23 protein-coding genes are annotated in these 24,670 nt (G+C 43.3%); 5 read left to right on the forward strand and 18 right to left on the reverse strand.

Annotation, left to right across the window (positions count from 1 at the left end):
• Positions 1 to 180: 180 nt before the first annotated feature.
• Together pnp and rpsO are read right to left on the reverse strand one after the other, a co-directional pair.
• Positions 181 to 2,391, reverse strand: a complete 2,211-nt coding sequence (gene pnp / locus LFYK43_RS01795) for a polyribonucleotide nucleotidyltransferase (RefSeq protein WP_124974839.1) — start codon at positions 2,389 to 2,391, stop codon at positions 181 to 183.
• A gap of 201 nt (positions 2,392 to 2,592) precedes the next feature.
• A complete protein-coding gene (rpsO, locus tag LFYK43_RS01800) occupies positions 2,593 to 2,862 on the reverse strand; it encodes a 30S ribosomal protein S15 (RefSeq protein ID WP_124974841.1) in 270 nt (89 codons plus the stop codon).
• Positions 2,863 to 3,260: 398 nt separating this feature from the next.
• Here rpsO and rpsT point away from each other — a divergent pair, with 398 nt between their 5' ends.
• Entirely contained in the window at positions 3,261 to 3,515 is a 255-nt protein-coding gene (rpsT, locus tag LFYK43_RS01805) for a 30S ribosomal protein S20 (RefSeq protein ID WP_124974843.1), read from the forward strand.
• Between the two features lie 47 nt (positions 3,516 to 3,562).
• Here the strand turns inward: rpsT and holA are convergent, their stop codons facing one another.
• The 15 genes from holA to LFYK43_RS01880 form a co-directional block, all read right to left on the reverse strand.
• Positions 3,563 to 4,591 carry a DNA polymerase III subunit delta gene (gene holA / locus LFYK43_RS01810; protein WP_174713948.1) on the reverse strand — a complete coding sequence of 343 codons (1,029 nt, stop codon included), beginning with the start codon at positions 4,589 to 4,591 and terminating at the stop codon, positions 3,563 to 3,565.
• 39 nt (positions 4,592 to 4,630) lie between these two features.
• A complete protein-coding gene (locus LFYK43_RS01815) occupies positions 4,631 to 6,757 on the reverse strand; it encodes a DNA internalization-related competence protein ComEC/Rec2 (RefSeq protein WP_158609169.1) in 2,127 nt (708 codons plus the stop codon).
• A gap of 143 nt (positions 6,758 to 6,900) precedes the next feature.
• Positions 6,901 to 7,392 (reverse strand): ComE operon protein 2, encoded by a 492-nt coding sequence (locus LFYK43_RS01820; RefSeq protein ID WP_124974849.1) that lies wholly within the window; start codon positions 7,390 to 7,392, stop codon positions 6,901 to 6,903.
• A 143-nt stretch (positions 7,393 to 7,535) separates the two neighbouring features.
• Positions 7,536 to 8,273, reverse strand: a complete 738-nt coding sequence (locus LFYK43_RS01825; RefSeq protein WP_124974851.1) for a helix-hairpin-helix domain-containing protein — start codon at positions 8,271 to 8,273, stop codon at positions 7,536 to 7,538.
• A gap of 83 nt (positions 8,274 to 8,356) precedes the next feature.
• Positions 8,357 to 9,370: a SepM family pheromone-processing serine protease gene (locus tag LFYK43_RS01830; RefSeq protein ID WP_124974853.1), complete on the reverse strand. Its 1,014-nt coding sequence runs from the start codon at positions 9,368 to 9,370 to the stop codon at positions 8,357 to 8,359.
• A complete protein-coding gene (coaD, locus tag LFYK43_RS01835; RefSeq protein ID WP_124974855.1) occupies positions 9,367 to 9,846 on the reverse strand; it encodes a pantetheine-phosphate adenylyltransferase in 480 nt (159 codons plus the stop codon). Before coaD ends, LFYK43_RS01830 begins: the two co-directional genes overlap by 4 nt.
• 1 nt (position 9,847) lies before the next feature.
• Positions 9,848 to 10,411 carry a 16S rRNA (guanine(966)-N(2))-methyltransferase RsmD gene (rsmD, locus tag LFYK43_RS01840; protein ID WP_124974857.1) on the reverse strand — a complete coding sequence of 188 codons (564 nt, stop codon included), beginning with the start codon at positions 10,409 to 10,411 and terminating at the stop codon, positions 9,848 to 9,850.
• Between the two features lie 17 nt (positions 10,412 to 10,428).
• Positions 10,429 to 10,713, reverse strand: coding sequence for a YlbG family protein (locus LFYK43_RS01845; RefSeq protein ID WP_124974859.1), 285 nt, complete (start codon positions 10,711 to 10,713; stop codon positions 10,429 to 10,431).
• 28 nt (positions 10,714 to 10,741) lie between these two features.
• Positions 10,742 to 14,200, reverse strand: a complete 3,459-nt coding sequence (locus tag LFYK43_RS01850; protein ID WP_124974861.1) for a pyruvate carboxylase — start codon at positions 14,198 to 14,200, stop codon at positions 10,742 to 10,744.
• Positions 14,201 to 14,295: 95 nt separating this feature from the next.
• Positions 14,296 to 15,492 carry an FtsW/RodA/SpoVE family cell cycle protein gene (locus tag LFYK43_RS01855; RefSeq protein ID WP_174713950.1) on the reverse strand — a complete coding sequence of 399 codons (1,197 nt, stop codon included), beginning with the start codon at positions 15,490 to 15,492 and terminating at the stop codon, positions 14,296 to 14,298.
• A 1-nt stretch (position 15,493) separates the two neighbouring features.
• Positions 15,494 to 15,781 (reverse strand): DUF1507 family protein, encoded by a 288-nt coding sequence (locus tag LFYK43_RS01860; protein WP_124974863.1) that lies wholly within the window; start codon positions 15,779 to 15,781, stop codon positions 15,494 to 15,496.
• 320 nt (positions 15,782 to 16,101) lie between these two features.
• Positions 16,102 to 17,943, reverse strand: a complete 1,842-nt coding sequence (gene typA / locus LFYK43_RS01865) for a translational GTPase TypA (RefSeq protein ID WP_124974865.1) — start codon at positions 17,941 to 17,943, stop codon at positions 16,102 to 16,104.
• Between the two features lie 132 nt (positions 17,944 to 18,075).
• Positions 18,076 to 18,855: an inositol monophosphatase family protein gene (locus LFYK43_RS01870; RefSeq protein WP_124974867.1), complete on the reverse strand. Its 780-nt coding sequence runs from the start codon at positions 18,853 to 18,855 to the stop codon at positions 18,076 to 18,078.
• A gap of 57 nt (positions 18,856 to 18,912) precedes the next feature.
• A complete protein-coding gene (locus LFYK43_RS01875; protein WP_229717884.1) occupies positions 18,913 to 19,191 on the reverse strand; it encodes a UPF0223 family protein in 279 nt (92 codons plus the stop codon).
• Position 19,192: 1 nt separating this feature from the next.
• On the reverse strand, positions 19,193 to 20,104 hold the full coding sequence (locus tag LFYK43_RS01880; protein ID WP_124974869.1) for a lactate dehydrogenase: 912 nt from the start codon (positions 20,102 to 20,104) through the stop codon (positions 19,193 to 19,195).
• 271 nt (positions 20,105 to 20,375) lie between these two features.
• Between LFYK43_RS01880 and def the strand changes: the two genes are divergently transcribed.
• A complete protein-coding gene (def, locus tag LFYK43_RS01885) occupies positions 20,376 to 20,942 on the forward strand; it encodes a peptide deformylase (RefSeq protein WP_174713951.1) in 567 nt (188 codons plus the stop codon).
• A gap of 50 nt (positions 20,943 to 20,992) precedes the next feature.
• Here the strand turns inward: def and LFYK43_RS01890 are convergent, their stop codons facing one another.
• Positions 20,993 to 21,481 (reverse strand): hypothetical protein, encoded by a 489-nt coding sequence (locus tag LFYK43_RS01890; protein ID WP_124974871.1) that lies wholly within the window; start codon positions 21,479 to 21,481, stop codon positions 20,993 to 20,995.
• Between the two features lie 211 nt (positions 21,482 to 21,692).
• On the opposite strand from LFYK43_RS01890, the gene LFYK43_RS01895 reads away from it, so the two are divergent.
• The 3 genes from LFYK43_RS01895 (at position 21,693) to LFYK43_RS01905 (ending at position 24,644) form a co-directional block, all read left to right on the forward strand.
• Positions 21,693 to 21,911, forward strand: coding sequence for a DNA-directed RNA polymerase subunit epsilon (locus tag LFYK43_RS01895; RefSeq protein WP_124974873.1), 219 nt, complete (start codon positions 21,693 to 21,695; stop codon positions 21,909 to 21,911).
• Complete coding sequence (gene rnjA / locus LFYK43_RS01900; RefSeq protein ID WP_124974875.1) at positions 21,908 to 23,584, forward strand: ribonuclease J1; 1,677 nt, start codon at positions 21,908 to 21,910, stop codon at positions 23,582 to 23,584. Before LFYK43_RS01895 ends, rnjA begins: the two co-directional genes overlap by 4 nt.
• Positions 23,585 to 23,666: 82 nt before the next feature.
• Positions 23,667 to 24,644: a diacylglycerol/lipid kinase family protein gene (locus LFYK43_RS01905; RefSeq protein ID WP_124974877.1), complete on the forward strand. Its 978-nt coding sequence runs from the start codon at positions 23,667 to 23,669 to the stop codon at positions 24,642 to 24,644.
• Positions 24,645 to 24,670: the final 26 nt, after the last annotated feature.

Below are 24,670 nucleotides of genomic sequence, written 5' to 3' on the forward strand. Positions count from 1 at the left end.
GATGATTACATGTATAAGGATAATAGTCCTTTTTGGTGTTAAGCAAGCACTATTTTTAGCCTGCACGACATTGTGAACTTTCAAACTAGAAGAAAAAGCCCTAATTTTTTAAAACCAACCAAAACTTTACACTTAGCGGCAAAAACTAGCAAATCTGTTTTGATTATTAATTTTTTAAGTTTACTTATTTTCTTGCTGTTTGATCACAAAACGAGGGTTTCTCTGATTAGCCTGTTTTCTGTGGTCAAAGTTTCTGTTTTGATTGTTATTTTGCCCGCTGTGACCAATATTACCAGAATTGCCGGCTCTTTCAATCAGTGCCCGATGTGATGCTTTGATCCGATCATGCATGTCAACTTCGGTCACTTTGACTTTCATTTTATCACCCACTGTTACTACGTCAGAGACTTGAGCAACTCGATTCGCTTCTAGCTGCGAGATATGCACTAATGCCTCTTTACCGTGGAACAGTTCAACTATCGCACCAAATTTTTCAATTCGGATCACGGTTGCCTCATAAACTTCGCCAACCTTCACCTTTTTAGTTAACAAACGAATGATTTCTTCCGTGCGGTTGATTTCAGCTTGTTGACTGGACATGATCCGAACTGTCCCGTCCTCTTCGATGTCGATCTTAACTCCGGTCTCTGCAATGATCTTGTTGATCGTATCTCCGCCCTTGCCGATCACAATTTTAATTTGATCTTTGGCGATCTGCATTGTTTCAACCTTTGGTGCATATGGTGACAATTCTTTCCGCGGCTGTGCGATCGTACTTTCGATCACGTCTAAGATCTGAAGGCGGGCTTTTTTTGCTTGCTCTAAAGCTGCACGCAAAATTTTCCGGCTGATACCTGTGACCTTAAGGTCCATCTGCAAGGCGGTGATTCCTGTCCGTGTGCCGGCAACTTTAAAGTCCATATCACCAAGATGATCTTCCATTCCTTGAATATCAGTCAAAATTGCAACCTGCTCGCCTTCTTTGACTAACCCCATTGCGATCCCTGCAACGGGAGCTTTGATCGGCACTCCGGCTGCCATTAAAGCTAAGGTTCCGGCACAAATACTAGCCTGCGAAGAAGATCCATTTGATTCTAATACTTCTGCCACGACTCGGATCGTATACGGAAAATCTTCAACTGACGGAATAATTGCCGCCAGGGCTTTTTCTCCTAAAGCACCGTGACCGATCTCCCGTCGTCCTGGTGCTCTCATTCTGCCGGTTTCTCCCACCGAATACTGAGGAAAATTATATTGATGGATAAAGTGCTTCGTTTGCTCTGCATCTAAACCATCGATCACTTGCCCCTCAGACAGCGGTGCTAACGTAACGGTTGAAAGGACCTGGGTCTGGCCGCGAGTGAAAAGTCCAGATCCATGCACACGAGGAATATAATCCACTTTTGCATCTAATGAGCGGATCTCATCTAATCTGCGTCGGTCTGGCCGCAAGTGGTCCTGAATGATCAAAGAGCGCATAATTTTTCTCTCCAAATCGTTCATAATTTCAACCACTTGGTCCAGTTTTTCTTCTGGCAACTCCTCTTGTGCAGCGTAGTGGTTGTACACTAATTCTTTGATCGCGGCAATATTTTCCTCACGTTCCTGCTTTTCTTCAGTCAAGATCGCGGTGCGTAATTGATCACTGGCCATTTTTTCAATTTCATTCACTAAACTCTGATCCATTTCAGGAATTTGGAATTCTTTTTTAGCCAGTCCTATTTCTAGGCTAATTTCTGCCTGCCAATCACACAAACGCTTGATCTCTGCAGCGCCAAATTCGAGCGCATCTAGCATCAGCTCTTCTGCCATTTCCTGGCACCCTGCTTCAACCATGTTGATAGCCGAGCTGGTACCGGCAACCTTTAAATCTAAATCAGAGCCGGCAATTTTTTCTTGTTCGGGTTCGATTTCAAACTTGCCTGCTATCCTCCCAACTTGGACCACAGCCGCCGGACCGGCAAATGGGATATCAGAAATGCAGAGTGCCAAAGAACTGCCTAACATCGCAGCCGTGGCAGGAGAACAATCTTCTTCCACACTAAACACCGTATTAGTGACCTGAACTTCATCTTTAAAACCCGCAGGGAACAACGGCCGCAAAGCCCTGTCTATCATCCGAGCCGACAGAGTCGCTCCATCACTAGGTTTACCTTCTCTTTTAATGAACCCGCCAGGCAGCTTGCCCGCGGCATACATTTTTTCTTCATAGTTGATCGTTAACGGAAAAAAGTCATTTTCACCAGCAGCCGCTTTACTAACAACAGCCGATAAGACAGTCGTATCTCCAAAACGAACTAATACAGCAGCATCTGCTTGTTTAGCAACTTCGCCGCTTTCTACAACTAGCTTGTGTCCTCCCAATTGGGTCGTATATGTATGCTTAACCATCAAGTAATTCCCCCGATCAAAAATTTTTTATGACTGCTTTTTCTTGTTTATAGTATACAATTTTTGAAAACGGTTTTACAAGAAGGATAAAATTTTTAATTCATCATCTACAAGCTGTTAAAGTGAGGGACAAGGCAAAAATTTGGACGAAAAAAAAGCCGCGAATCGCTAAGCAGCGACCCCGACTTTTCCAGCAAGTAATTAACGACGCAAGCCAAGTGCTTGAATCAAATCACGGTAACGATGAATGTCTTCTTTACGCAAGTAAGCTAATAAATTACGACGATGACCGATTTTCTTCAACAAACCACGTTGTGAAGCGTAATCCTTTTTATGAGTACTGATATGCGCGTTTAACTCATTGATATCTGCAGTTAAAACTGCGATTTGTACTTCAGCAGAACCTGTGTCGCCTTCATGACGAGCAAACTTCTGCATAATTTCGTTTTTCTTTTCTTGAGAAATTGCCATTGGTAATTCCCACCTTTCAAAATATTTACTCCCTTGACCGTGTAAACCGGCGGTGAGCTCCGAGTAAACTCAGTCAGGGCCATACGTTATTACGTACTCTATTAATTTACTAAATGTTTCTGCAAAATGCAAGTTGTTTTTCAGACTTTTACAATCACAGTTCAGATCAGGAAGGTCACCCTCTTTTTTTTCGTGTGATCCCAAATTCCATTTGCGCTGAAAATTTTGCTTTTTATTGAGATTTTCGTATTTTTACAAAGACCAACCATAAACTGTCAAGGAAATTTTCTTGACAACACGATTTTTATTGCATTGTGCTGATTGCTCTTGTATAATTGTTGATGTTGAAATTAAATGATTACCATTAATGGAATCACATAAGCTGGAGGTGAAACCCGATGCCAATTATTAAATCTGCGATTGAACGTGTAAAAACAAATGAAAAAGCAAGTGCACGCAACTCAGCTCAATTGAGCCAAATGCGTACTGCCGTTAAAAAGTTTGAAACAGCTAAAACAGCTGGTGCAGACAACGTTGAAGAATTATTCAACCAAGCAGTTTCTGCAGTTGACAAAGCTTATTCAAAAGGCTTGATCAAAGCTAACAAAGCTGCCCGCGACAAATCTCGTATGGCTGCTCGTTTAGCTAAATAATAAAAAAACCGTTGCCTCGCTGCAACGGTTTTTTTTATGCTTTGATCTCAAGCAGCACTGTGCTGACTAAAGTTCAGTAAAAACAACTGAAACAGCAATTCAGGCTCGATCGAAGAAGATTTCATTTTCTCTTCAACGTGCACTAGGCCTAAAAAAGCAGCCTTTAGGTCCGGTAATTTAAACTGCCGATTTTTCTTTAGAGCCAATTTCACTCGATAAGGATGAACTTTTAACTGTGACGCAATACTTCCTTGATCATAACCATGTTGCCGTAAAACCATAACCTGCAACATCAGCCTGAATTGCCCCTCCAAAATTGCATTGATCTTGAGCGGCTCTTCTTTTTGCAAGATCAGGTCCCGATACATAGCCAACGCCTGGTTAACTTTCCTACCTAAGACCAAGTCTACTAAATCAAAGACGTTTTGTTCAAAAGACCGAGAGACCAGCCCCGCAACATCCGCTTTAGTAACTATTTTTGTATCCGCCGAAGCCAACATTAGCTTAGGAAGTTCGTTCATACCTGCAGTTAGTTCTGCCCCCGTCCGCTCCAGCAGCAGTTCCAGCGCATCTGAGTTGATTTGCCAGCCTTTTTTCTGGATGACAGAATTTAATCTTTGACGAACTTCACCCTCCTTTAAGGGAGAACAGTCAATAAATTCTGCTGTTTTACGCAGCTGCTTTGTCAATTTTTTTCGCTCATCTAACTTAGGATATGGTGCCAAAATCAGCAGCATGGTCGCCGTTTCGGGATTCTTAAGATATTTCAGCAGACCGTCCAAATCATGATCGATCGTCTTTTTTTGTCGTGCGCCAGTTAAAAAAGCCGGCCGCTCCACGACAACTAACCGATGCTCGCCAAAAAAAGGTAAAGACTGCGCATCATTGATCGCAACAGCAACGTTGACTGCCTCCATGTCGTAGCGGCCAACATTAAAATCTTCTTGTTCCTGCGGGATCAAGCTTAAAAAGAATCGCTTGAGTTTATCCAGCAAATAGGCTTCTGTGCCTAAAGCAACATATACTGGAGCAATTTTTCCCTGCTTAATTTTTTTTATTGCTTCTTCAACTCGCATAATAAACCTTCCTTAAACTTAAGTTTCCTACAATTTAATTCACTGCTGGTTTGCGTGATAATATTTCTCCACCGTAACTTGTCCTGACCGCCTTACTATCAGTTTGATCATGCCATCGCGAGCTGTCAGTAAATAAGGAACACGCAATCTGGCTAATGTCGCCAGTGTTTCAGCAGCAGGATGACCATAGCGATTATTCCTGCCGGCAGAAATTATTGCCAGTTTAGGCCGCATTTGAGCAATAAAACGCGGATCACTAGCTGTATTACTCCCATGGTGACCAGTTTTCATGACATCGGCGTGTAAAGAAGGATATTTCTGCATCACCATTAATTCATTTTGCTTGTCGAGGTCACCCGTAAAAAGAAAAGATAATCCCTGCAATTGATAGAGCAAGACTAGAGAATCCTCATTTTTTCCTTGGCCTGCTGCAAATGGATGCAAAATTTGAATTGATCCACGCGCTGAGCTGGGTACGAAATGATCAGTAACGGGAACCACATTCTGAGTGTCGATCCCAGATAGAGCCAACCGCCGCTTAAAGGACGCGAACTTCTCCATACCAGCCGGAACGATCAGCTTCTTCACAGCAATTTTTTGACTGATACTCGGAAAATTGCCAACATGATCGGTATCTTGATGAGTCAAATACATCCGATCAATGCGCGTGATCCCCTTGCTATGCAGGTAATTAACGACCACTGATTCTCCGTTAGTCTTTGCATGTCTGTCCTGCCAGTGCTCCTTGTTAAATGATAAACGGCCGCCTGTATCGATCAAATATACTTCACGCGCAAACTTAGTTCTGATCAACGAACAATCGCCCTGACCAATGTCAAAATATGTAACCTCATTATTCATTGGAAAGCGGATCAAACAATAACCCGCTAAAACAGTGACTCCTAACAATACCCCAACCTGCCGGCGCTTGTTACTGACTAAGCAGGTCAGCAATAAAGCCAGCATTAGTATGACTAATAGTCGCGACGGCTTGCCGTAGATGATCGTCCCTGGTAAACGTGCTCCCCAGCCAAAAAACTGCTGAACATAACATAAAACAGCATTACATAAGCTTCTCAGCGGGCCAACAAAGGCGCCTATTAGGACAACTGGAAAAATAAACCAGTCAAAAATTGGTCCGATCAAAAGCGAGAGCGGCAATGTCCAGATGTTCCAACAAAATGTCTGGTATAAAACCAGCGGAATAGTGAAACTGGTCATTTTTATTCCAAGCGCCAGCTGACTCTTCCTTCGATCAAACAGCAAGATCAACGTTAGTAGATAACTAAGTTGGGCGCCCAATGAAAAAATCGCTGCTGGGGCGATCACTAAGTTAAGAAACAAGACGATCGACCAGCATTCGACCCCGCTTAATTTGATCAAGCCAAATCTGCTGCTGCAGATTTGCAGCCAAGACATCGCCACTGAGCGCAGCAAACCTAAAGAACCGCCGCCAATGATCCCATAGAGCGGTAAAACCAACAAAAGGACCAGATCTGTCGTTTCCTTAGTAATGCCCAATTGCCGCAAAAGCCAGCGGATCAGCGTGATCAAATAGAAAACATGCATGCCAGAGAGTGTAAAGAGATATAGTAACCCTAGCTGGTTGATGTTGTCCATCGTGTCTTGAAACCCTTCGCTTTGATAACCCAAAACAAGGACTTGAATAAACCACCCTAATGGCTGGGGAAACTTTTCGGTGGTGACAATAATCTTTTTACGCCAAACATGCAGCAAATTACTCAAAGTTGTCACTGGACCTTGAAACTTCGCCTCTGGCTGACTGTATGCCAGCTTTGCAGCTTGGAGTTCATTGCTAATATTTTTACCCAACATATAACGACGAAAATCAAATTCATTTTCATTGGTTGGGCCGGGGATAGCGCTAATTTGCCCAGTTAATGTCACTAATAGGGGTTTAGTCTGTGCCTTAAAATTTTCTTTTTCCTGCCGGGTTTTAAAATGGTAATAAACCAGCAATGACTGCCGACCTTCCTGCCATTTGCCAGAAAATTTTAGCAAGTCGCCGTCAATTGTATATGCATCTGGATTCAACCAGACCTGCGAATCCATTGCTTTGGTCGGAGTAAAAAACGTGCGTTGTTGGACCTGTTGGATCCACCCCCACAGACAGCCGCACCAGATGACGCAAAAGACGAGATTCACCGCAAAAAATTTTTTCCTTTTGATTGCTAGGAGCCTGACCTGCAACATGATCCAAACCAACCACCACAATGGTGAATGCACTAAAATGGCACAAGTCAGAAATAATGCGTCCAAACTACCAAAAAAAAGATAATATTGGCGCGTTAATGCTCCTCCTGTCGATTGAAATGTTCATCTGAAAAAATCTTGTGTAAATATTTTTCATCAATTTCCACGCGCTGGACCTCAACTTCTTTGCGCTTCAAGAGCTCGACAGCATATTGGTCATTGTGATAATTGCGTAAATAATATATTTTACGGATCCCTGCTTGTAACAACATTTTAGTACATTGCAAACACGGAAAATCTGTCACATAAATTTCTGAACCTGCACTGGCAACACCAAACTTTGCACATTGAAGGACCGCATTCATCTCTGCGTGGATCGTTCTAACACAATGACCATCGACAAGATAACATCCTTCATCTAGACAATGGACATCGCCTGAAACTGAACCATTATAACCGCCGGCAATAATTCTTTTGTCGCGCACTAAAATTGCTCCGACTGATAGTCGCTGACATGTACTGCGTGTTGACAATAAGACAGCTTGAGCCATAAAATATTGATCCCACGGGATCCTTTCATCGATCATTTCTACCCACTCTCCTCGTTAACTATTGCAATCAAGTATAGCATACAAAAAGCCGCAGACAATAATCTCCAGACAGACTTATTTTTACAAACAGCGAACTTTATCTGGCAAATTGACATTCTGCCCACGCATAATTTCATGGTCTAAACCGTGATTTGGTCTGCTAGAGCAGCAAAAGTTTTATCTCCGATCCCAGAGACATTCTTTAAATCCTCAATTGTCTTAAAATTACCATTCTGCTGGCGATACGCGATTATTTGATCAGCTTTCTTATCACCGATCCCGTTTAGTTGCGTAAGCTGCTCCTTAGTCGCAGTATTTAAATTTATTTTATTTCCTGCTTGATTTTCCCCAGTCGAATCAAGACTGGCTGACTGTGCATCTTCACTAGTTGGATCCCCGGTTAGTCCCGGGTTTTGATCGATCAAGGCTGGACTTTTTATTGTGACATTTTCGCCTTTAGTCGGAATGTACACCAACATTTGATCAGCCAGTTTCACCGACAAATTAACTTGGTTTAAATCAGCTTCTTTACTTGGTCCGCCTGCTTTTTCAAGTACCTCAGTGACACGTTGATCAGCTTTGACCTGAAATACTCCGGGATGAATGACCGCACCCTTGACATCAACTTGAATCGTCTGTGAGCCCGTGCTAGAAGTTTGCGAATTAGTTGCAGCACTGGAAGTGACATTCGACGCAGTTTCTGTTTGAGCTGAATCCAACTGCTCGTCACCAGCCAGTTCAGATGCAGTGTTTTTATTTTCCCAAGGACTGATCGCCCTGATTTTTGGAACCAAGAATAGCAGCAAGATGATAATTCCTGCTGCTCCGACAATGATTTTAGCCTTATGTTCTTCCCAAAATATGCTCAAACTTTCCATCTTAATTCTCCTTTCTACTCATAGATACGCAAAAAAAGAGAAATCTTTCTTGGAAATTTCTCTTTTTTTGAATAATTTTATTTTCAATCGGAGCTTTTCAAGTATGAAATAGCCTGGTCAATATTTTTGACAGGAACCACTTTCATCTTAGTCTTGAGTTTCTTAGCAACAGCTGCCGCTTGCCAATAATTATCGCTCTTTTTTAACCGTGGGTCATGGGGGGCCAAAAAAATGTCCGCATGCGCACGCTTGGCAGCAACAACTTTTTGGCTGATCCCGCCGATCTGCCCAATACTGCCATCACCTTCCATTGTACCGGTGCCGGCAATTTTTCTGTCCTTAAAGAAATGGTCTCCGCTCAACTGACTGTACATCTGTAAGGTCAGCATCATTCCGGCTGAAGGACCGCCGATGCCTTGCATATTAACTTTGATCGGCACACTGCTTTTAGTTGTCACGCGGTCTGCCAAAGTGATCCCAAGTCCATTGCGGTCCACCCCAGGTAATTTGATCAATTTACCAGTTGCCTGTTTCACTTTATTACCGCGTAAAAAATTAATGGTGACCTGTTTTTTTAGCGGAAGCTTAGCGATCGCCTTAATATAACTGGCAGAACTCTGATAAGTCCGGCCGTTCACACTAGTGATCACATCACCGATTTTTAATTGTCTGGCAAAATTTGACTGGTGCAGAACTGAGAGAACATAGAGCCCAATATAGTTTCGTTGGGCCGGATAATGCGCGAGCTTTGAAGACCGATATTTTGCCTCCGCTACTGATGCTTGCATATCATATTGTGATATTTTAGCCATCTGACGATCATTGTAACTACCGAGTTCTTCTCGAGCTGAGACCCTTTTCGTATAATGATCTGTAAAACTAAGCAGCCATGTTAGCGGTGTAGCTTTGCTTTCATTGATATACACTAGCATTAATTTTCCCGCTTGCTCGTCCTTTTTCTCCGAGACCCTCACATAAGCGGATACATCCTTGGCAGCGCCAGGGCTTTCTAAGTAGACTGGCAAGGGCAAGAAGGCAAAGGCTATAATTAAAACCACTGCGAAAACCGGCCAAAGTTTACGGATTATTTTTTTCATTTCTGCCACTTCTTTTGCAAAGCAGTGGCCACATTGGCTGGGACCATCCCCCTAATGTCACCGTGAAACTGTGCAACTTCTTTGAGCATGCTAGACGACAAGAATGAATTTTCTGGTTTAGCCAATAATAAGACCGTTTCGATCTCAGGATCCAAACGATCATTCATTGCCGCGATCTCACGCTCATATTCAAAATCCTTAACATCTCTGACACCACGAACTAAGACTGCAGCGTTAAAGCGATGCATCACATTAACAGTCAAGTCCGATTCAACGGCGACCACCTCAGCATTCTTGATCGGCGCAATGTTAGCCTCGATCAACTTTACTTTTTCGTCCGTTGAAAACAACGGCCTTTTAGAGGTATTCGTCATTACGGCGACGATAATTTTATCATACATCTTAGCCGCACGTACGATTAGATCCAAGTGTCCATTCGTTAATGGATCAAAACTTCCGGGAAAAACTGCAATCATATTACTTTTCACCACCATTAAACTGATAACAAGTCAGAACGGTAATCCCATACTCAACCTGCTTTAATAAATCAAAATTAGCAATTTTTTGCGGCAAGTCAGCATTTTGATCTGTTTCACAAATAATTAATGCACCATTGTTTAACAACTGCAACTGTACTAAGCTTTGGATCATTTTCAAAATTTTTTGTTCGCGATATGGCGGGTCAAAGAAAACAAAATCAAAGTTCTGCTTTTGTTCAGCAAGCACTTTTAAAATTTTGAATGCGTCTCCTTTAACAACTGAAAATTTTTCCTCCTCTTTAGTCAGACCAATATTTTCTTTGATTGTTTTTACCGCTTGAAATGAACGATCGATCAATACTGCTTCTTGCGCACCGCGTGAAACCGCCTCGATCCCTAACGCTCCACTGCCTGCAAAAACATCTAAAACGCGTCCACCATCAAAGTAAGGTCCGATGATATTAAACATTGATTCTTTAACTTTATCAGTCGTCGGCCTAGTTTTAGTACCATTTACCGCTTTGAGCCGCCGCCCTTTATATTGTCCTGCAACTATCCTCATATCTATTCACCGAATCTTTACTTATTTTTATCTTGGTCTTCTTCAGTCATCTTGTAGATCGAACCCGTCTGAGAATCCTTCTTGATCTCAGCTTGGGGAGATTCAACGACAGACTTAACAAATTTCAAATGAACGATTTTTTGGATCGTTTCTGCAGCCTCGTCTTGGTCAAGGTACAAAACGACATATTTCATCTTGCGTGAAACATACATGATCGTCCCATATTTGCGTAAGATCTTACTCTGTTTTAAGTGATAGAGGTACACGATCACGCCTTGCCGTTGTTTAATTTGAAATGGCACTTTGTCTCCTCCTCTCAAAACAGCAGCTTTACATTTCCGGTAATTCTCGGTCACCCTGCTGCTTATCTGGGCTAATTTCTACTAAAAGATCTCCAGTTTCTAACAAATCGCCCTTTTGAACGTAAATGTGTTTGATCGTCCCATCAAATGGAGCCTTAATTGTCGTTTCCATTTTCATGGCTTCAGTGACTAACAGATCTTCACCTTTCTTAACCTTTTGCCCATTGGAAATCAGCAGTTCTAAGACCGAGCCGCTGAGTGTGGCGCCAACATGCTCTGCATTAGTCGGCTCAGCTTTAGGGATCGCAACACTGGTTACCGCGTGACTTTGATCTTTGACTACGATCCGAGAAGTTTCTCCGTTAACAGAGAAAAAGACAGTTCGGTTGCCAAGATCATCTGGTTTAGAGACTGAATCCAGCTTAATGATCAGTGTCTTGCCCGGGGCATAAGAGACCTCAACGGTTTCGCCTTGACGCATTCCCTGGTAGAATGTCGCCGTGTCCAGATATTCGACCCCGCCATATTTCTGCACTTCAGTATGGTATTGCTTGAAAACGTCAGGGTAAAGAATGTAGCTCAAAACTTCCAGCTGACTTGGCTGCCGGTGAATGATCCCTGCCAATTCTGCGGAAGTGGTCAGAAAGTCAACTGGCTCTGCCAAGCTGCCGGGACGAACTGTGATCGGAGTTCTCCCTTTCAGAACAACTTGCTGCAGTTCTGGCGGGAAACCTCCAACAGGCTGGCCAAGATCACCTGCAAAGAAATCAACGACAGATTGTGGGAAATCAAGGGATTTACCGCGGGTCAAAATATTTTCCGAGTCCAAGTCATTTTGAAGCATAAATAATGCCAGATCGCCAACAACTTTGGAACTTGGTGTCACCTTGATGATGTTGCCCAACAGTTCATTGACTGTCCGATATTTCTCCTTCACTTCTTCAAAATCTGAGATCCCTAGTGCCTGTGCTTGCTGCTGGAGATTAGAATACTGGCCTCCAGGCATCCCTGTCTGGTAGATATCGGTTTGCACCGAATCAGAAGTCTTCATGAATTCACGGTAGAAAGGCTTAACACCCGCCCAATAGCGATCAATTGTCTCAGCACTATTAACATCAAGCTGCGGCTGGCGCTTATTGCCGGCTAAACCATAATACAGGCTGGTCATTGACGGCTGGCTGGTTGTACCCGACAAAGCGCTGCTGGCTACATCGACAATATCCACGCCTGCTCGAGTCGCTTCAATATAGGTTGCAACCCCATTTCCAGTCGTATCATGAGTGTGCAAGTGCAAAGGAACGTCAATTGCTTCTTTTAAAGAAGAGATCAATTCATAAGCAGCCTGTGGTTTAAGCAAGCCAGCCATATCTTTGATCGCAATGATTTGCGCACCTGCGGAAACAAGATCTTTAGCCAAGTTAACGAAATAGTTCAGATCATATTTATGTTCGTTAGGGTTCAAAAGATCCCCGGTAAAGCACATCGTACCTTCAGCGATCTTACCGGAATCCCGCACATACTGAATACTCTTTTCCATCTGCTGGACCCAGTTTAAACTATCAAAGATTCGAAAAACATCGACACCTTCACGCGCGCTCGTTGCGATAAATTCACGCAAAACATTATCCGGATAATTTTTATAACCAACAGCATTAGACCCGCGGAAAAGCATTTGCAGCATAGTATGCGGCATTTTCTTGCTCATTAAGCGTAAACGAGCCCATGGGTCTTCATGTAAGAAACGGTAAGCAACGTCAAAAGTCGCTCCGCCCCACACCTCAGCAGAAAAAACGTCTGGAAAGGCATGGTCATAAACGTCTATCACCGGCTTCATGTCATTGGTCCGCATCCGGGTCGCAAATAAGCTTTGGTGCGCATCCCGCATCGTTGTGTCTGTCAACAGAAGCTGCGGGTGATTTTTGACCCAATTAATGACCGCTGGCGCACCCTGGCTGGTCAAAATCTCCTTCGGATTTTCATGCAGCGGCGCATTAAATAACGTTGAATCCAACTCCGGCTGCGGTAAATATTTCTTGGTATGCCGATGCATCCCAGGATAACCATTAACCGTTACTTCACTGATATAGTTAAGCAGCATATTGCTGGTGTTAGGCTTTTTCTCCGGCAAAAACAATTCCTTGGTATCATCGATGAAAGTCGTGTGCGCTTCTCCTAAACGAAAAGTCGGATGAGCTAAAACCTTCAGCATAAAGCCAATATTAGTCTTAACACCTCTGATTTTGAATTCTTGCAAAACGCGGGTCATTTTCTTGACCGCATCATCGAATGTTCGCGCCTGAACGCAGGCTTTGACTAAAAGCGAATCAAAGAAAGGTGTCACAGTCGCACCTGCATAGGCATTTCCTCCGTCCAAACGAACTCCCAGACCGCCCGGCGAACGGTAAGTTTCAATTTTTCCTGTATCCGGCAAAAATTTATTTTCAGGGTCTTCAGTTGTGATCCGGCATTGGATAGCATTGCCGTGCATCGTTAACTCTTCTTGCTTTGGCAAATGAATATCTGCCCACAGATCCTGACCGGTGGCAATTTTTAACTGCGTTTGAACAATATCGATATCGGTGATCATTTCAGTGACAGTATGTTCAACTTGAACTCGTGGATTAACTTCAATAAAGTAAAAGTCATCGCTAGTAACTAGGAATTCAACCGTCCCCGCATTCTGATAGGCCACGCTTTGCATTAAGTTGACCGCTGCTTGGCAAATTTCCGCCCGTCTTTGAGCGCTCAGAGTGATGCTGGGAGCAATTTCAATCACTTTTTGGTGTCTTCTTTGTACTGAGCAGTCCCTTTCAAATAAGTGCATCACATGACCATGCTGGTCAGCTAAAATCTGAACTTCAATGTGTTTAGGATGGTCCAGGTACTTTTCAACGTACAATTCGTCACTGCCAAAAGCCTGCTTAGCTTCACTCTTAGCGTGCTTGTAGTTTGACGCAAGTTCACTTTCGTCATTGACGATCCGCATCCCGCGTCCACCACCGCCTAAGGCAGCCTTTAGCATGATCGGGTAACCAAATTTTGTGCCAAACTCCTGAACTTCTTCCAAGGAAGCAACCGGGTCGGCAGTCCCAGGAATTGTATGTAAGCCGGCTTTAACAGCGGCATGTTTAGCGGCAACTTTATCGCCGAAGATCTGCAGTTGCTGAACTGTCGGTCCAACAAAAGTGATCCCCGCTTCCTGGCATTTGCGTGCAAATTCTTCGTTTTCAGCTAAGAAACCATAACCGGGATGAATTGCATCTGCCCCAGTCTGCTTAGCGACTCTGATAATGTCATCGCTATCCAAATAGGCTTCGATCGGTTTTTTGCCCTTGCCGATCAAATACGCTTCATCAGCTTTGAAACGGTGAACTCCATATTCATCTTCTTTAGCATAAACCGCAACAGTTTGCAGTTTTAACTCGTGACAGGCACGGATGATCCGCACAGCTATTTCACCACGATTGGCAATTAAGACCTTCTTCATTTTTCCACCACTTTCAATTAAAATTTCATTTTTCTTTGGTTTTGCCAAATATCAAACTCAAAAAAATAATTTTTCTTAAATTGGATTTTCTCACATTAACGGTCAAGTAAATCAAATTCCGTCCCCCGCCGCTGATTAGCAGAGATATTCATTACCATCCCCAGCGCCAAAGACAAAACAATCATACTTGAACCGCCATAAGAAATAAATGGCAATGTTACCCCAGTGATCGGCAGCAAACCTAAGACACCGCCGATATTAAAACAGGTCTCGACCAAGATAAAAGTCCCGATCCCATAACAAAAAAGGGAATTATACGTATTCTGCGATCTAATCCCGATCAAAAAGACCCGTAACGTTAGAAAACAGATCAGCAGCAAGATCACCAGTGCCCCAACAAATCCCAATTCCTCAGTAATGACAGACAGGATAAAGTCAGTGTAAGGTTCTGGTAAATAGCCGCGTTTTTGAATGCTGTTGCCCAAACCCAGCCCAAACAAACCGCCATTGCTGATCGCATAATACGAGTTCACCAACTGTTTGCCAGAAGATTGTGCGACCGAAAAGGGATCGAAGAATGCTTGAAATCTTCCATGCATATATGCATAAGGTGTATTTTCCAGAGGATTCCAAATGCGTAAAACCTGAATTGCTCCAAAGAAGCCAGCCAAGATCACGCCCCATAATGCCGACCTTTTTTGATATGAGATCTTGCCATTGTTGGTCGAAGCACTAGCGATCACTAACACGATCGCTAAGTTGATCATAAAACCGCCCAAATCAGGAGCGGACAGAATAAAGCCCAGCATGAAAACTACGAGTAAATAAGGTTTGACCTTATCCATGGTTGTATATTCTTTGCCATTGGCCAGCCCTTTCTCCCGTGATGCCATCAAACGGGCCATAAACATCGTCAAATAAAGTTTACAAAACTCGGAGGGCTGCAGGCTGACCGGTCCTAAATTGATCCAGCCGTGCGCTCCATTGATCGGATTGGTAAAAAAACGTGCAATAAATAACAGTACGATCAAAGCAAGGTAAGCAAACAAAATATACCAGGACTTGGCCCACCAACGTGGACTCAAGTGGCACACAGTCAATAAGCCGCAGACACCTAAGACCGCAAAAATCAGCTGTTTCCAAAGATACTGATCAGTTTGTGCTCCGTTATAGGACAGGTTGATCGAACTGGCAGAATAAACCATTACGACCCCGACCAGGCATAAAATAATGTAAGGAATGAACAAATAGTAATCAAAATATTTTAGTTTTTCTTTAATCCTTTTCATCATGTCATTTTGACTGAGCAGCACGCTTGCTTGCTTCCTGTTTGATCGCAGCCAAATCATTTTCTAAATCAGTGACCATCTGATCACCTTCACGTTGACTCAGTAAACCGCACGCAACAACGAAACGAACCTGGCAAGAAAAACCATAGATCCTTGTATCAGCCACATCATCAAAAGCTGGGCATTCCGTTAAGCATAGGGCAGCTTTCTGATTGCCGATCAAACGTCGAATACCCGCAGCACTATCTATTAAAGCAGAAATTGCATCATTTTTAGTTACCGCCTGCTTCATTTTTGCTCTCCTTTCTTCATTAAAAGCAAGTATATCACAATCAGTAAATGTTAGGTGCCAGCAGCACTGATCCACTGGTCATGCATTTATTCTCCATTATCCTGATTTTTGACTTAAAATGCAACCAAAGCTCCCCAATAACACATTGCTGCTACTTAGCACTCCAGCAAGAAGCGGCCGGGTTTTCTTTGGCGATTCAAGATAATTTTACTTGCACTTAAGCACTTCTTAGTGAATGGTTCTCCCAAGAAATTGAATCCAACTAAAGCAAAAAGACCCGGAGTCGCTTACCACGCATCCAGGTCTTGCAAAAGTCTTAATTAGTTTGTTTCTTTTTTGGCTTTCTTTGCTTCTTTTTCGCGGGCATTTGTATTTAACGTCCGTTTACGCAAACGAATAGATTCTGGTGTGATCTCCAGCAGCTCATCTTCGTTCAAGAATTCTAGTGATTCTTCCAAAGTCAAATGTGTCGGTTTCTTGATTGAAGCCGTCTGATCCTTGTTAGATGAACGAACGTTGGTCATATTTTTACCTTTAGTAACGTTCACAGAAATATCACGTTCACGTGAAGATTCACCAACGATCATACCTTCGTAAATTTCAGCACCTGGATCAACAAAAATCGTTCCACGTCCTTCAACACCCATGATCGCATAGGTCGTTGCCTTGCCTTGATTGATCGAAACCAAAGCACCATTACGGCGACCCGGTTCCCAGTTGCGGATCAAAGGCTTATATTCAGCAAAAGTATGGTTCAAGATCCCATAACCGCGTGTCATTGACAAGAATTGAGAATCAAAACCGATCAACCCGCGAGTTGGTGTTGAGAACGTGATCCGCGTCTGACCGTTATTACCAGTTTCCATATTGGTCATTTCGCCTTTGCGTTGAGCCAGGGCATCGATGATCGAACCGGAATATTCGTCAGGTGTGTCAATGATCACATTTTCGAACGGTTCGCTAAGTTTGTCGTCGATCTTACGTAAAATAACTTTTGGACGAGAAACAGCAAGCTCGAATCCTTCACGGCGCAATGTTTCGATCAAGATCGAAAGGTGCAATTCACCACGACCGGAAACAACCCAAGTATCAGGAGATTCTGTATCTTCAACACGTAACGAAACGTCAGTATGCAGCTGCAGTTTTAAACGGTCTTCCAATTTACGTGCAGTAACATTGTCACCCTCACGGCCAACAAATGGTGAGTTGTTAGTGATAAAGTTCATCTGCAAGGTTGGCGGATCGATCCGCAAAATTGGCAAAGCGTCAGGGTGGCTAGCTGGGCAGATCGTCTCCCCAACAAAGATGTCATCCATTCCTGAAATGGCAACTAGATCGCCGGCTTTAGCTTCATTGATTTCCAGACGTTGGAGTCCAAAATAACCAAAAAGCTTGGTTACACGGAAATTCTGCTGGCTGCCATCCAGTTTCATAACCGTGACGTTGTCTCCGACTTTAATAGTTCCGCGGAAGACACGACCAATACCAACACGGCCAACGAATTCATTATAATCAAGCATGGCAACTTGGAACTGGAGCGGTTCATCTGAATTGTCCACTGGAGCAGGGATCGTATCAATGATTGTATCAAAAATTGGATCCATCGTATGTTCTTGCGAATCCAAAGCTGGATCCAGAGATGAAGTCCCGTTCATTGCTGAAGCATAAATAACTGGGAAATCCAATTCCTCTTCGTCTGCTCCCAATTCAATAAAGAGATCTAAAACTTCATCTACAACTTCTTCTGGACGAGCCCCTGGACGGTCCACTTTGTTGATAACTACGATCGGTGTCAAATGCTGTTCAAATGCCTTCTTTAAAACGAAACGAGTCTGAGGCATCGTTCCTTCAAATGCATCAACAACCAGCACAACACCATCAACCATTTTCATGATTCGTTCAACTTCGCCGCCAAAATCAGCATGTCCTGGAGTATCCAAGATATTAATCTGTTTATCACGGTAACGGACGGCGGTGTTCTTTGAGAGGATCGTAATCCCTCTTTCTTTTTCAATGGCATTCGAATCCAAAGCGCGATCTGCGATCTGGGTATGCTCATCAAGAGTGTCTGACTGTTTTAACAATTCATTCACTAACGTTGTCTTACCATGGTCGACATGGGCAATAATAGCAACGTTACGAATATCGTCACGTGTTTTCAAAGTATTTCTTCCTTTCATTGCTCTAAAAGTTACATATTCACAGAGATTTTTTCATAAATTTTGTGAAAATTTTGGTAATATTTTCATAGCCTGGCATAAAAAAAGCTGTGACAGTCCAGCCACAGGCTTCGGCTATGATTCAGCGGTCATGATCCCCGTAATTTGCCGATAAGCTTGCGGGGTCGCTACCAGTACATCTTCTGATTCTACCATGCCCAAGGGCTGGCCGTCAATCGTTTTCACTATCAAATTCAAACTTTCAGCAAGAATTGCACCCGCAGCATAATCCCAAGGACGCAAATGTGAAAGGTAACCAACACACTGCCCCTGCAAAACATGGATAAACTCGATCCCGGCACTGCCATAAATTCGAGCTCCAGCACTTTGTTTGACCGCCGTTTGTACATTCCGATAGTTGTGCATCAGCATTGCCCCGTTGACTCCCAACAGACCGTCTGCGAGTGCAAGATCCATTGGCGCAGTCAATTTCTGGTCGTCGCGATAGACCCCAAGTCCTGGGCCGCCCCAGTACAGGTGGTCATTGATCACATCGTAAATGTAACCCAACAGCGGCTTTTGATCTTGGTAGACCGCGATCATACTAGCAAAATGCGTGCCTTGCTTGACAAAATTCATCGTTCCGTCGATCGGATCGATCACCCAAAATAAGCCTTGGCTTGAGCGAAATTCATCCTTTTGTCCTTCTTCACCCATAATGTTAGAATCCGGAAAATTTTCACGGATCTTTTCTCGATAGAACTTTTCAATTCCACGATCCATGTTTGTCACTAGATCCAACCGTGATGTTTTATAATCAACATTCAAGCCAGTTTGCTTGCTGTTTAAAATCTGATCGCGTGCACTATGAAACCAGCTGCTGATTTTTTCATGAAGCTCAAGCTGGTCAGTCATGCAACCACCTCCCTGCAGAATATAAATTAACTCATTAACTTTACCAAAGCTGACACACTAACTAATGTGCAGATAATTCTCTTGATGCTCTGAAACATATTTAACAGCTGCATAAATGCTCATGCCAGTCGCTGCCTTAAACCGTTTATCCAATTGTTTTTGGATCATCTTAGCCGGCTCAAGTTCTAAAAAAAGCCGGTACTTGCTGAGAAATTCTGCCCGTTTGATCCCAGTCTGATATATTTTTTCAACCGCTTGATAAAAATCTGTCGCCACGATGATTTCTGCCACGTCCCATTCAGGCATCAATGGATACTCAACACTTTTTTCCTGCAAATTATTTTCCACCCATCAATTCTTGTATTTGTGCTAAAACTTCGGCTTTGGCTGCACCAAGCTGCTGATTCTCATTTTCAGATAGATTTACCAGCGGCATCGTCGAAAGACCTTGCGCAGACAGTAAGACTGGCTCGCTGATCGCGATCAAAGAATCACCTAGTTCTACCTGATGGGCTAAGGTAATGATCAAACCAAATGAGGAAAAAAGAGCACCAAAGATCTGGTCTAAGCTGTTTAGCATTGCCGGCAACAAGCCTTCAAGCGAATTGTGCTGTAAAGCTGCCTCGATCTCGTCCAAATTATCTTGATTAAACAGGCTGTTTTCCTGTGCGATCAGTGACAGCAGCGGTATTCCTGCGACTCTCCCCCTGCTCCAAGCAGGGATCGGTCGACTGAGAGTTCCCACAACGTTGACTTGGATCTGACGGACATCGACATGTAAGACCTTGCTGACCAACTGTTCAGCTAAAAGTGAAAGCTGAGCCGTTCCGATCCCAAAAACAGACGAAGCCGGCAAGCCTGAAAAGCGGATCGCTGAAACGACCTGTTGTTCACTGTTAGCCGATAAAAAACAAACCTTACCCGAGAAATTATTAGCCATCGCCTGGTTGATCAAAAATTGCGTCCACTGAGTCTCGACCCGCATCCGCTCAACGAGTGACAGATCCTCCGCAAATTCTGGCTGACCTACTAACAGCAGGTCAATTTCTCCCCAAGGTGGAGTGTTAGTCCCAGTTAAGCTCAGGTTCTGCGCCAAAACAGCTGAGGAAAGGATGTCATTGACCTCTTGGGAAAACTCAGCTTCCCTTTGATACCAGATCAATTCAAACGGCTGATCCTTAAAAACATTATGTCGTATGATCGATTGAATTAATAGATCATTCCCGCAAAGCAATACTTTCTTAGTCATGTCGCGCCTCCAGGTAAATTCCGGCCACCGGTTTTAATTCATCTATTTTAACATATTCTCAAGCATTCTGAACCTTTCATTTCTTGATCAGCCTCTCTTGTTCTAAAAATCAGTCCCTTAGCCAGGCAGAATTTTTCTTGCTTTTCTGCTCAAGTCCCCGGCACTTTTGCAAATCCAAGTAAATTTGCGGGCCAAACACAATCTTAGTGCGCTAGTTCGTAGTATTTATGCTAAAATAAATTATACAATACTAATTGGAGGCAATATACACGTGATTTTAATGGACGATATTACTCGTGACGGCAATCCCGTCTTGCGCTCACGAGCCAAAGAATTAACCTTCCCACTTTCATCCGATGAGATTGAAATGGGCCATAAAATGATGGAATACTTAGAGGTCAGCCAAGATGAAGAGCAGGCTGAAAAATATCATTTGCGTGCTGGAGTTGGACTGGCTGCCCCGCAGATCGGTTCACCGACTAGAATGGCAGCAGTCCTTGTTCCCAATGATGAAGATGAGGAAGATCAAACACCGCTTTTCAAAGAAATTTTGGTCAATCCTACAATTTTGAGTGAGTCGGTCCAGCCGGTCGCTCTTGGGACCGGGGAAGGATGCCTATCTGTCGATCAAGACGTTCCTGGCTACGTTTGGCGGCATGACCGCATTAAACTTCGCTGGTACGATTTAGATGGCAATAAACATATTACTCGCTTGAAGGATTACCCTGCAATCGTAGTCCAACATGAATTTGATCATTTAAACGGGGTCTTATTTTACGATCACATTGATAAAACAGACCGGTTTAATACTCCAGAAGACTCCATCTTGATCCACTAAAAGCATGATCCTAATTTAAAGCTGACGTCGGCTTGCCTCGCGTCGGCTTTTTATTTATCGATTTTTTTAATATCGTGCAAATACTGTTCAGTCGAAGCATTGATCACATAGGCGATCTCAATATGCAGGGTATGTTCTCGTGACCAGATATCTGAAATGACAAACGGTGCCGTATTATCTGCATGGGGTAAATTTTCTTCTGCACCATAATGATTTAATGCTTCCACTAAGAAAGATTTGATTTTTATCACTTCATTGACGGCTAAAGAATCCGGGTCCAAAGGCAATGCGTAACCATAAACAACAACATTTAAGCCCCAGACCTGAGCGACATGCAAAACCTGGACCTGCGCCAAATCGATATCTTTGCCTGTAAAATTAGGAGTTTGGACCTGGTTCAGACCTGCCTGAAAAGCCCGTGTCACCACATGTTCATATTGTTGCTGCGCTTTTATTTTTCGGGTATGAAAGATGTGCTGCAAGATAAAAAATCCAACAACTAGAGCACAAATTAAGCCGATCACTATCCAGATTTTCATAGCAAACGCTCCTTTTTTTAATCTGCATCACAAAATAAATCCGCCTTTATTCTACCATACCAGATTTGAAAACGGCGCAGTTCTATACTTGCTCACTTTTCTATGCTAAAATAAGACTAAATATCGTGCAAACGATCCATGTTCGGCTTTAATTTTTGTGTCACTGCTAAGCAAACACAGTTGATTTTTTAATTGTAAAGGAGAATGAAACATGATCTATAAAGTATATTATCAACCTTCCAAAAATATCAGTCCCCGCAGGGAAAGCACAGAAAGCTTATATTTAGAAGCTGATTCTGAAGTTGCTGCCCGTGCTCTGGTTGAGGAACAAACAGAACATAATGTCGAGTTCATTGAAGCACTCGACGGCGCAGCATTGGAATATGAACAGCAAAGCGCTAATTACCATTTAACGGAGTTTACTAAATGAAGAAGCTGAGTGTCAGAAATAACGAAACAGCTGTTTTTGCAGTCGGCGGTTTGGATGAGATTGGTAAAAATACCTATGGGATCCAATTCCAAGACGAGATCATCGTTGTTGACGCTGGGATCAAGTTTCCTGAAGACGACCTCTTAGGTATTGACTACGTGATCCCAAACTACCAATATTTAGTAGCGAACAAGCAAAAAATTAAAGCCCTGGTGATCACTCACGGGCATGAAGACCACATTGGCGGGATCCCTTATTTGTTAAAACAGATCAACGTTCCTGTCTATGCTGGTCCTTTAGCCCTTGCACTGATCAAAAGCAAATTAGAAGAACATGGTTTGTTAAGAACGACAGAGCTGCATGAAATTAATGAAGACACTGTCCTAAAATTCCGGAAAACAAGTGTCTCCTTCTTCCGCACGACCCACTCGATCCCTGATACCTTAGGGGTGGCTGTTAAAACCCCGTCTGGGACGATCGTCGCAACTGGAGATTATAAATTTGATCTGACTCCGATCACGAACCAGCCGCCTAACCTGCAAAAAATGGCACGGCTGGGTGAAGAAGGCGTTTTGTGTCTTCTGTCAGACAGTACCAACGCCGAGATCCCTAACTTCACTAAATCTGAAAGATGGGTCGGTAAGTCTATCCGCCGGATCTTTGAAAAAGTCGATGGACGGATCATCTTCGCTTCCTTTGCTTCCAACATCTCACGGATCCAGCAAGCAGTCACAGCTGCTGTCAACCGTGGACGTAAGATCGCCGTCTTTGGTAGAAGTATGGAAGCAGCGATCGAAAATGGCCGCGAACTCGGCTATCTGGAGATTCCTGATGATGCACTAGTTGATGCGCGTGAGATCAACCATCTGCCTGCCGAGAAAATCATGATCTTATGTACCGGGTCCCAAGGTGAGCCGATGGCAGCCTTAAGTCGGATCGCCAACGGAACTCACCGTCAAGTTTCAGTTCAGCCTAACGATACGGTCGTCTTTTCAAGTTCTCCGATCCCCGGCAACACATTAAGTGTCAACCGTGTGATCAATGAACTCGAAGCTGCCGGAGCGACCGTAATTCATGGTAAAGTTAACAATATCCACACTTCCGGCCACGGTGGCCAAGAAGAACAGAAATTGATGCTGCGCTTAATGAAGCCAAAATTTTTCATGCCAGTCCACGGTGAGTATCGGATGTTAAAAATCCACACCGAACTGGCACAAAGATGCGATGTTCCTAAGGAAAACACTTTTATCTTACAAAATGGTGATGTCTTGGCTCTAACTAAGGATTCTGCTCGAATTGCTGGTCATTTTGATGCTAGCGATGTTTATGTCGACGGTTCCGGCGTTGGAGATATCGGTAACGTTGTCTTACGTGATCGGCGGATCCTGTCTCGTGATGGAATCGTGGTCGTGGTTGCAACCATCGATTTGAAAAAGAAAACCATTTTAGCTGGAGCAGATCTTTTATCCCGCGGTTTTATTTATATGCGCGAATCCGGTGAATTGATCAATAAGGGAAGACGCTTATTAAACCGCTCGATCAATCGCAGCTTGAAGCAGGAAAATGTTACTGAAGCAAAGATCCGAGAAGCAGTAACTTCAGACCTGCAATCGTTCCTATATGAACAAACTGAACGTCATCCGATGATCTTGCCGATGTTTGTAACTGTCTAACGCAGCTGAATAAACCGGGATCTGCCAAAAAGGTATTTCCCGGTTTATTTATTGCTTGATCGAACAGAAAGGAGGAAGAAAATTGCGCTCATTTTTTCTCATCGTCAATTGCCGTGCAAACCACGGTAAATCTGAAAAAATTTGGCACCAAGTCAAGAATGCTTTAGATGAAAAAAAGGTTGATTACACTTTTAAACTCACTAAAAAACCTGGAGATGCGCGCAAATTTGCCTATGCATTCACAACAAGCCTTTCTGCTGCCGCAGCTCAAAAGTATGTTGTCTTGGTAGTTGGCGGTGACGGGACCTTAAATGATGCTCTCAACGGGATCAAAGATGCTCGCTCTTACGAACTGCCCTTAAGCTTCATTCCTTCGGGAAACAGCAATAGTTTCGCCCGAGGGATCGGCTTAGCCAAAGAACCCTTAGCAGCCCTAGATCAAACCTTAAATGCACAGGAACCTTTTTTTTACGATATAGGCTCCTACCAGGAATTGACTCATAATACTCAAGGCTATTTTCTTAACGATTACAGTATGGGACAAGATGCTTATCTGATCAGCATGCTGCATCATCAAAAGCCCGCCAAATTGATCAGCAAGCTGCATCTGGGGCTATTAAGTTATGTCATAGCTTTGTTCAAAGCATACTTGGATCAAGAGGCTTTCCCTGTCACTTTAAGGATCGGCGATAAGTATGAATTTTTCCAACATTCATACATCGTTAATGTATCGAACCAACCATACTTATCCGGCGGCTTCGTGCTCTCCCCTGATGCCGATGCGACTGACCACCAACTGGATCTGATCCTCGCGGACAACATGAATTTCTTTAAATTCTTCCTGCTTGGCTTGATGGTTTATTTTAGAAAGCAATTTCGTCTTCCCGGCATTCACCGGTATAAAAACACAAAGCTGCATATTGTGGTCAATTCAGTAGAATTTGGCCAAATCGACGGCGAAGAATTGCCCAATCAATACTATGATCTTTATTTTAAATCGGTTAAATACCCTTTTTGGCTGGATGTCGAAAGTATCCCAGTCAAAGAGAGACGTCAGTAATAAAGACACAAATAAGGAGCTTTCAA

Origin of the sequence: Ligilactobacillus salitolerans (assembly GCF_003864415.1) — a bacterium.
Taxonomy (GTDB): Bacteria; Bacillota; Bacilli; order Lactobacillales; family Lactobacillaceae; genus Ligilactobacillus; species Ligilactobacillus salitolerans.